This is a genomic window from Gemmobacter sp., assembly GCF_046292685.1.
In the GTDB taxonomy this organism is placed as follows: domain Bacteria; phylum Pseudomonadota; class Alphaproteobacteria; order Rhodobacterales; family Rhodobacteraceae; genus Wagnerdoeblera.
The window spans coordinates 1-7,973 of record NZ_JBKBQM010000081.1 but is presented as its reverse complement, the minus strand read 5'-3'; the positions used below and the strand labels follow the sequence as shown (position 1 = coordinate 7,973).

Below are 7,973 nucleotides of genomic sequence, written 5' to 3'. Positions count from 1 at the left end.
TTGCCCCTGCGTTCGACGCAAGGGAGGGGGCGCTGCCCCCTCTGGGCCTGCGGCCCGTTCACCCCCGGGATATTTGGGGCAAGGTGAAGGGGGCGGTGGGCCGTTTGCTGTCTGGGGTGGCCTGCGGCGGGCGCGGGGGCCTTGGCGAGCGGGAGGGGGCGCTGCCCCCTCTGGGCCTGCGGCCCATTCACCCCCGGGATATTTGGGCAAGGTGAAGGGGGCGGTGGGGGCCCGTGCTGGCGGGGCGGAGGGGGGCGGAGGTCGGCGCCGGGGGGGCGTGCACGGGGGGCGTGCTGCGGTGCAGGTGGGCGGTCGGCGGTGCAGGTGGGCGGTCGGCGGTGCAGGTGGGCGGTCGGCGGCGCAGCGAGGGGTGCGGTCAGGGGCGCGGGGCGGCGGCGCGGGCGAGGCGGTCGTTGATGGCGAGGCCGAGGCCGGTGGCGGGTATGGGCGCCACGGCGATGCGCCCGCCGGGGCCGGCGCGGCGGTCGGCCTCGCGCAGGGTGGCAAACAGGCGCGCGGCGGCCTGGGCCAGATCGCCGGTTTCGGAAAGCGACAGCGCGGCGCCGGGGCAGGGGCCGAAGCCGATCCAGAGTTCGCCGGGTTCGGGCGCGGTGACATCGAGCCGCAAGGCGGCCTCGGGCGCGTAGTGCGAGGCAAGTTGCCCGGGGGCCACGGGGCGCGCGGCATCGGCCGGGCGCAAAGGCGCGGCACCCAGCACGCGGGCGATGGCTTCGGCCGGGAGACCACCGGGGCGCAGAAGCTCGGTCGGGGTGCCGGGGGCGAGGATGGTGGATTCGACCCCGACCGGGCAGGGCCCGCCATCGAGCACCGCCGCGATGCGGCCCGCGAGCCCGTGCAGCACATGGGCGGCGGTGGTGGGGCTGACCTTGCCCGAGGGGTTGGCCGAGGGACCGGCAAGCGGGCGCGCGCAGGCGCGCAGCAAGGCGCGGGCCAGCGGGTGGGCCGGCACGCGCAAGGCCACGCGGGCGTGCCCGGCGGTGATGCGCGGCGACAGCCCGGCATCGGGGCGCAAGGGCAGCACCAGCGTCAGCGGGCCGGGCCAGAACGCCGCCGCCAGCGCCCGTGCCGGGGCATCGAACACCGCCAGCCGTTCGGCGGCGGCAAGGTCGGGCACATGCACGATCAGCGGGTTGTGCGCGGGGCGACCCTTGGCGGCATAGATGCCGGCGACCGCCGCATCGCAGGTGGCGTCGCCACCGAGGCCGTAGACGGTTTCGGTGGGAAAGGCCACGAGCCCCCCGGCGCGCAGCAGCGTTGCGGCGCGGGCGATGCCCGCAGCGTCGGGCGGCAGGGTGAGGGTGGCGAACATCTTTGACGCGGCGTTGCGGTTGCGGGGGCGCGGCGAGGCGGTAACAATGCCGCAAAAGTCCCGTGCCACAGAGCGGCCGCGCCTGCAAGGCGCCAGCCACCCCGGAGGAACCATGCCGTTTCGCGCCCCTGTCGCCGATTTCCGCTTTCTGCTGGAGCATGTCGTGGGCTTTGCCCAGGTTGCCGCCACCGAGCGTTTCGCCGAGGCGACGCCCGACACGGTCGAGGCGATCCTGACCGGGGCGGCGCGGTTGTGCGAGGATGTGATGGCGCCCTTGCAGAAGGTGGGCGACACCCACCCGGCGCGGCTGGAAAACGGCGTGGTGCGCACCAGCCCCGGCTATGCCGAAGCCTATGCCCGGATCGCCGAAGGCGGCTGGGTGGCGCTTTCGGCGCCGCAGGCGCAGGGCGGCATGGGCTTGCCGATGACGCTGACCACCTGCGTCAACGACATGATGAGCGCGGCCTGTCTGGCCTTGCAGCTGAACCCGCTGATGACGCAAGGCCAGATCGAGGCGCTGGAGCATCATGCCCCCGACTGGATGAAGGACATCTATCTGCCGAAGCTGATTGCCGGCGACTGGTGCGGCACGATGAACCTGACCGAGCCGCAGGCCGGCAGCGATGTGGGCGCCTTGCGCACTCGCGCCGAGGACAACGGCGATGGCACCTATGCCATCACCGGCCAGAAGATCTATATCAGCTGGGGCGACAACGACTTTGCCGGCAATGTCTGCCATCTGGTGCTGGCGCGGCTGCCCGACGGGGGCGAGGGGACGCGGGGCATCAGCCTGTTCATGGTGCCGAAGTTCATTCCCGACGAAAACGGTAACCCGGGGCGCGCCAACAGCCTGAAGGTGGTAAGCCTGGAGCACAAGATGGGCCTGCATGGCAGCCCGACCGCGGTGATGCAATACGAAGGCGCGACCGGCTGGCTGATCGGCGGGCCGCACCGCGGCATGGCGGCGATGTTCACCATGATGAACAACGCCCGTCTGGGCGTGGGCGTGCAAGGCATCGGGGTGGCCGAAGGCGCCTATCAGCATGCGCTGGCCTATGCGCTGGACCGCCGGCAGGGCCGCCCGATGGCAGGCGAGACCGGCACCATCGTCGATCATCCCGACGTGCGGCGGATGCTGGCGGTGATGAAGGCCGAGACCTTTGCCGCCCGGGCGATCGCGCTGGCCAATGCGGTGGCGCTGGACATGGCGCGGGCGACCGGCGACGAGGACTGGGCGGCGCGGGCGGCGCTGCTGACGCCGATCACCAAGGCCTATGGCACGGAAACCGGCATCGCCGTGGCCTCGATGGGCATTCAGGTGCACGGGGGCATGGGCTTCATCGAGGAGACGGGGGCCGCGCAATACCTGCGCGACGTGCGGGTGACGGCGATCTACGAAGGCACCAACGGCATTCAGGCGATGGACCTGGTGGGCCGCAAGATGACAGACAACGGCGAGGCGGCGTTCCGGCTGTTGCAGGAGGTGCAGGACGGCGCCGAGGCGGCGCGGTTGCGGGTGCCCGATCTGGCCGGGGCGGTGTGGGACGCGGCCGAGGCGATGCGCGAGGCGGTGGAGGCGGTGGTGGCCTTGCCGCTGAAGGATCGCTATGCGGGGGCGGTGGCGTTCCTGCACGGGTTCGCGCTGGTGCTGGGGGGGCATTTCCACTTGCGCGCGGCGCTGGCCGAAGGGGGGGCGGGGCCGCGCACGGCGCTGGCGCGGGTGCATGTGCGCCGGGTGTTGCCGCGGCTGGGCGCGCTGCTGGCCGAGGCGCGCGAGGGGGCGGACGGGCTCTATGCGCTGACCCCCGACGATCTGGCCGCCTGATGGACAGCGGCGCCGCGCAGATCCGGTTCCCGCATGCCGAGCCGCCCGCGCCGGGGGCTGCGACCGAGGTGGCCGAGGGCGTGCTGTGGATGCGGCTGCCGCTGCCGATGGCGCTGGATCATGTGAACGTCTACGCGCTGGACGACGGCGATGGCTGGACGCTGGTGGACACCGGCTTCGACACGCGCAAGACGCGCGCGCTGTGGGATGCGCTGCTGGCCGGGCCGCTGGCCTTTCGCCCGGTGCGGCGGGTGCTGGCGACGCACCACCACCCCGATCACATCGGGCTGGCCGGCTGGTTCCAGGACCAGGGCGCCGAACTGCTGACCAGCCGCACCGCCTGGCTTTATGCGCGCATGCTGGCGCTGGATGTGCAGGAAAAGCCCACAGCCGAACAGCTGGCGTTCTGGCGCGCGGCCGGCATGGCGCCCGAGATCTACGCGCGCCGGTCGGCCGAGCGGCCTTACAACGCCGCCGATGTGGTGGCGCCGATGCCCTTGGGCTTTACCCGGCTGGTCGAGGGGCAGCGCTTGCGCGCGGGGGGCCGCGACTGGGTGGTGCGGATGGGCGATGGCCATGCGCCCGAGCATGTGACGCTGTGGGACAGCGCGGGCGAGCTGGTGATCGGCGGCGACCAGTTGCTGCCCGGCATTTCGGCCAATATCGGCGTCTATGCCACCGAGCCCGAGGCCGACCCCTTGGCCGAATGGATGGCGGCCTGCGCGCGGATGGCGCCCTTTGCCACGCCGGCGCAACTGGTGTTGCCGGGGCACAAGCTGCCGTTCCACGGCCTGCCCTTGCGCCTGCGGCAGATGGTGGACAACCACCACGGCGCGCTGGCGCGGCTGAAGGCGCATCTGGCGCAACCGCGCACGGCGGCGGAATGTTTCGTGCCGCTGTTCGGGCGCGAGCTGACCGGCGACACCTACGGGCTGGCGCTGGTCGAATCGGTGGCGCACCTGAACCATCTGCACGCGGCCGGCGAGGTCACGCGCTACCGCGGCCCGGGCGGGGCCTGGCTGTGGCAGGCCTTGCCGGCGCAACAGGGGTCGTGACAGCACCGTTGCGATAGGCTAGACGAAAAGCCGGGAAACGCCAGAAAAGGGAACCGCAAGCATGGCCGAACACAAGCATGGCAGCATGGATATCCGGGTGCAGGAGAAGACCTTCGAAGGGTTCGTCCGCGTTTCCACCTGGGTGGTCGGCATCGTCATTGCCGTGCTGATCTTCCTCGCGCTTGCAAACGCCTGATCGGCAAATGAAATCTGCCGTGCTGGGATTGGCCGTGGCGCTGGCCCTGTCGGGCTGTGCCGCACAAAGCGTCTGGGCCCCGGACGAGGCGGTGCAGGCCGCCCGCTACGTCCACCCCGGACCGGCGGAAATCACACTGGTCACCAGCATCAACGACCGCAACGGCGAAGGCGCGCACAGCGCGATCATCATCAATGCGTCCGAGCGGGTGCTGTTCGACCCGGCCGGCAACTGGGATGGCCTGGGCTCGCCCGAACGCAACGACGTGCGCTTCGGCTTTACCCCGGTGCGCATGGCGCATTACCTGGATTACCAGTCGTTCCAGCAGTTCCACGCCGTGACCCAGACCGTGCAGGTCAGCCCGCAGGTGGCCGAGCGGGCCTTGCAGCTGGCCAAGGCGAACGGGGCGGTGCCACCGGCGTTCTGCGCCTCGGCCACCTCGGGCATCCTGCGCCAGTTGCCGGGGTTCGAATCGCTGCCGCAGACCATGTATCCGCGCAGGCTGATGGAGGCCTTTGCCACCACCATCCCGGGGGTGCGCACGGCGGTGGAGTTCGGCTCGCCCGATCCGTCGGCGCCCGACCGCGCGCCGGTCATGTCGCCGGTGATCGTGGCGGCGATGCAGGCGGGCGGCTGAGCGGCTAGCCCGCCAGCGCCTGCACGACGTAAAGCGTGCCGGCGCCGGAAAAGATCGCCAGCAGCACGTTGCGGAACGTCACCCCCAGCGTCAGCGCAACCGCCGCCGCCGCCAGCCGCGCGGTATCGGGGTGCCCGCCGGTCGCCGCCGGCCAGACCACCAGCGGCGCCACCAGCCCCGGGATGACCGCCACCGCCGTATAGCGCAGAAGCCGCAGCGCGAAAGGCGGCAGGGTGCGGCCGCCGATCAGCCCCAGGAACGAAAAGCGGATGGCAAAGGTGCCCAGCCCGAGGCCCAGGATGATCGCCCAGATCTGCGCGTCGGAATAGGTCATGCCCTGTGCTGCCCCTGGCGCCGGTCCAGCGCGATTTCCACCGCCGCCCCTGTCAGCATCGCCAGCACCGCCGCCACCAGCAGCCCGCTGCCGTAAGGCAGAAAGGCCAGCGCCAGCGCCGCCACCACCGACATCAGCGCCGCCGCCCAATGCGCCGGGGTGCGCAGCATCGGCCCGAGCATGGCGATGAAGGTGATGGGCACCGCGAAATCCAGCGCGTATTCGGGCGGAATCCGCGTGCCCAGCACCGCGCCGCTCCAGGTCGCGGCATACCACAAGGGCGCAATGGGCAGCACGCTGCCGGCAAAGAAGGCCAGCTTGTCGGCCAGCGGCAGGTCGGGGCGGCGTTCGTATTCGGCCGCCGAGGCCGCATAGGACTGATCGACCAGAAAGAACGACACCAGCGTCCTGCGCCCCAGCGGCAGCGCGCCCAGATGCGGGGTCAGGGCTGCGGAATACATGCCCATGCGCAGGTTGACCGCCAGCGAGGTGGCCAGCACGATCGCCGTGGGCGCCTGGTCCTGCATCAGTTGCAGCGCGGTGAACTGCGAGGCGCCGGCGAACACCGCCACCGAAAACGCCATGACCTGCAAGAGGTCGAGCCCGGCTTCGGTTGCGACCACGCCGAACAGCACCGCAAAGGGCACCACCACGACCAGAAAGGGCGCGCTGGCCAGCATGCCGCGCAAGAGCGCCTTGTGCGGGGCAGAGGGGGCGGGGCCGGGCATGGGCGGGCTTTCTGCGGCAGGTGTCGGGCGGGCTGGACCTTGGCCCCCGGAATAGGCAATCCTGCCGCCAAGGGCAATGCCGCCCCGGCGAAAGGAACCCGCGCCATGCGATTGCCGCCCGGCTGCCAGATCCGCCTGCTGGCCGACCTGCCCCCCGCAGCGCAGGCCGAGGCGGGGGCGCTGTTCTGGGCGGCGTTCCGCGACAAGCTGGGGCGCTTGCTGGGCCCCGATGCGCGGGCGCTGGCGCTGATCGGGCGCGCGATGCGGCCCGATCACGCCTTTGCCGTGGTGGCGCCCGGCGGGCAGGTGGTGGCGGTGGCGGGCTTTCGCAGCCCGGCGGGCAGCTTTCTGGCGCTGGGCGGGCCGCATCTGGCGGTGGTCTATGGCCGTTGGGGCGGGGTGTGGCGCAAGGCGGTGCTGCACTGGCTGGGCCGCGACGTGGACAATGTGCGCTTTCTGATCGACGGGTTGGCGGTGGCCGAGGGCTGGCGCGGGCGCGGCCTTGGCTCGGCGCTGATTGCGGCGCTGGCGGCCGAGGCGCAGGCGCGCGGCTATCGCAGCCTGCGGCTGGACGTGGCCGACCAGAACGACCGGGCGCGCGCGCTTTACGAGCGGTTGGGGTTCGACCCGGCGGGGCACCAGCGGTTGTGGCTGACCGCGCGGCTGTTCGGCATGACCGGGTCCACGGTGATGGAGCGGCGGTTGTGACCGGGGCCGGGGGTCGGCGGGCGCGGGCGCGCGGGATCGACTGCGGGGTGCTGCCGCCGGGGCGGTGGAACGCGATCACCGATGTGCCCGGCGTGGCGGTGGGGCATTGCACGCGCCTGGGCGGCGGGCTGGCCACCGGGGTGACGGCGGTGCTGCCGCACGGGGGCGATCTGTTCCGCGACAAGGTGCTGGCAGCGGCCGAGGTCATCAACGGCTTCGGCAAGAGCGTGGGCCTGATGCAGCTGCAAGAGCTGGGCACGCTGGAAACCCCGCTGCTGCTGACCAACACCTTCGGCGTCGGCACCTGCGCCAATGCGCTGATCCGCCGTGCGGTGGCGCAGAACCCGGCGATCGGGCGGCGGACCTCGACCGTCAATCCCGTGGTGCTGGAGTGCAACGACGGCCCCCTGAACGACATCCAGGCGATGGCGGTGACCGAGGCCGATGCGCTGGCCGCGCTGGACGCCGCCGCGGGCGGCGCGGTGGTGCAAGGCGCGGTGGGTGCCGGCACGGGCATGACCTGTTTCGGCTTCAAGGGCGGCATCGGCACCGCCAGCCGGGCGCTGACGCTGGACGGGCAGGGGTTCCATCTGGGCGCGCTGGTGCTGAGCAATTTCGGTCGCGCCGGCGATCTGGTGCTGCCGGGGGGGCTGCGGCCCGACCCGCGCGGGGGCGGCGATGCGCCCGAACGGGGCTCGGTCATCGTGGTGCTGGGCACGGATGTGCCGCTGGGTCTGCGCCAGTTGGCGCGGGTGGCGCGGCGGGCGGGGGCGGGGCTGGCGCGGCTGGGGGCGTTCTGGGGCCACGGCAGCGGCGATATCGCGCTGGCCTTCAGCACCGCGAACCGGGTGGCGCATGAGGCGCGCGGCGATTTCGCCGACCGCCGGGTGCTGAACGATGCCCGCATCGACCTGATGTTCCGCGCCGCCGCCGAAGCGACGGCCGAGGCGGTGCTGGATTCGATGCTGACGGCGACGACGGTTGCCGGCCGCGACGGGGCCACCCGCCCGTGCCTGGGCGACTGGCTGGACCGGCGCCGCTAGCAGGCTGCTGAAGAAGTCCACGAGGCGGAACAGTTTTCCCTCTGTTTGGGCGGCAGCGGTGAGCGTCGTGCTGGTCGAGGCGAGGTATGGGTGCCCGATGCCACCCCTCGTCGTCAT

General features: G+C 72.1%; 9 protein-coding genes. 6 read left to right on the top strand and 3 right to left on the bottom strand.

The genetic code is table 11. The features are described 5' to 3' along the window. Positions 1–376: 376 nt before the first annotated feature. Entirely contained in the window at positions 377–1,330 is a 954-nt protein-coding gene (locus tag ACK4S2_RS15175) for an L-threonylcarbamoyladenylate synthase (RefSeq protein ID WP_409626251.1), read from the bottom strand. Positions 1,331–1,442: 112 nt separating this feature from the next. On the opposite strand from ACK4S2_RS15175, the gene ACK4S2_RS15170 reads away from it, so the two are divergent. From ACK4S2_RS15170 to ACK4S2_RS15155, 4 genes are all read left to right on the top strand, one after another. Then, a complete protein-coding gene (locus tag ACK4S2_RS15170; protein WP_409626248.1) occupies positions 1,443–3,155 on the top strand; it encodes an acyl-CoA dehydrogenase in 1,713 nt (570 codons plus the stop codon). After that, positions 3,155–4,210, top strand: a complete 1,056-nt coding sequence (locus ACK4S2_RS15165) for an MBL fold metallo-hydrolase (RefSeq protein WP_409626245.1) — start codon at positions 3,155–3,157, stop codon at positions 4,208–4,210. Before ACK4S2_RS15170 ends, ACK4S2_RS15165 begins: the two co-directional genes overlap by 1 nt. 61 nt (positions 4,211–4,271) lie before the next feature. Beyond that, entirely contained in the window at positions 4,272–4,406 is a 135-nt protein-coding gene (locus tag ACK4S2_RS15160; protein WP_409626243.1) for an aa3-type cytochrome c oxidase subunit IV, read from the top strand. Between the two features lie 7 nt (positions 4,407–4,413). Next, complete coding sequence (locus tag ACK4S2_RS15155; protein ID WP_409626240.1) at positions 4,414–5,043, top strand: hypothetical protein; 630 nt, start codon at positions 4,414–4,416, stop codon at positions 5,041–5,043. Positions 5,044–5,047: 4 nt separating this feature from the next. On the opposite strand, the gene ACK4S2_RS15150 is transcribed toward ACK4S2_RS15155, so the two are convergent. Both ACK4S2_RS15150 and ACK4S2_RS15145 read right to left on the bottom strand, forming a co-directional pair. Then, a complete protein-coding gene (locus tag ACK4S2_RS15150; protein ID WP_409626237.1) occupies positions 5,048–5,377 on the bottom strand; it encodes an AzlD domain-containing protein in 330 nt (109 codons plus the stop codon). Further along, a complete protein-coding gene (locus ACK4S2_RS15145) occupies positions 5,374–6,105 on the bottom strand; it encodes an AzlC family ABC transporter permease (protein ID WP_409626234.1) in 732 nt (243 codons plus the stop codon). The genes ACK4S2_RS15150 and ACK4S2_RS15145 overlap by 4 nt, the downstream gene beginning before the upstream one ends. Before the next feature lie 105 nt (positions 6,106–6,210). Here ACK4S2_RS15145 and ACK4S2_RS15140 point away from each other — a divergent pair, with 105 nt between their 5' ends. Together ACK4S2_RS15140 and ACK4S2_RS15135 are read left to right on the top strand one after the other, a co-directional pair. After that, positions 6,211–6,813 carry a GNAT family N-acetyltransferase gene (locus ACK4S2_RS15140; protein ID WP_409626231.1) on the top strand — a complete coding sequence of 201 codons (603 nt, stop codon included), beginning with the start codon at positions 6,211–6,213 and terminating at the stop codon, positions 6,811–6,813. Then, a complete protein-coding gene (locus tag ACK4S2_RS15135; RefSeq protein ID WP_409626228.1) occupies positions 6,810–7,856 on the top strand; it encodes a P1 family peptidase in 1,047 nt (348 codons plus the stop codon). The genes ACK4S2_RS15140 and ACK4S2_RS15135 overlap by 4 nt, the downstream gene beginning before the upstream one ends. Positions 7,857–7,973 lie beyond the last annotated feature (117 nt).

Excerpts from the sequence above, each read along its gene's own strand:
- ACK4S2_RS15175 (WP_409626251.1), bottom strand. The coding sequence starts at position 1,330 with ATGTTCGCCACCCTCACCCTGCCGCCCGACGCTGCGGGCATCGCCCGC.
- ACK4S2_RS15170 (WP_409626248.1), top strand. The coding sequence starts at position 1,443 with ATGCCGTTTCGCGCCCCTGTCGCCGATTTCCGCTTTCTGCTGGAGCAT.
- ACK4S2_RS15165 (WP_409626245.1), top strand. The coding sequence starts at position 3,155 with ATGGACAGCGGCGCCGCGCAGATCCGGTTCCCGCATGCCGAGCCGCCC.
- ACK4S2_RS15160 (WP_409626243.1), top strand. The coding sequence starts at position 4,272 with ATGGCCGAACACAAGCATGGCAGCATGGATATCCGGGTGCAGGAGAAG.
- ACK4S2_RS15155 (WP_409626240.1), top strand. The coding sequence starts at position 4,414 with ATGAAATCTGCCGTGCTGGGATTGGCCGTGGCGCTGGCCCTGTCGGGC.
- ACK4S2_RS15150 (WP_409626237.1), bottom strand. The coding sequence starts at position 5,377 with ATGACCTATTCCGACGCGCAGATCTGGGCGATCATCCTGGGCCTCGGG.
- ACK4S2_RS15145 (WP_409626234.1), bottom strand. The coding sequence starts at position 6,105 with ATGCCCGGCCCCGCCCCCTCTGCCCCGCACAAGGCGCTCTTGCGCGGC.
- ACK4S2_RS15140 (WP_409626231.1), top strand. The coding sequence starts at position 6,211 with ATGCGATTGCCGCCCGGCTGCCAGATCCGCCTGCTGGCCGACCTGCCC.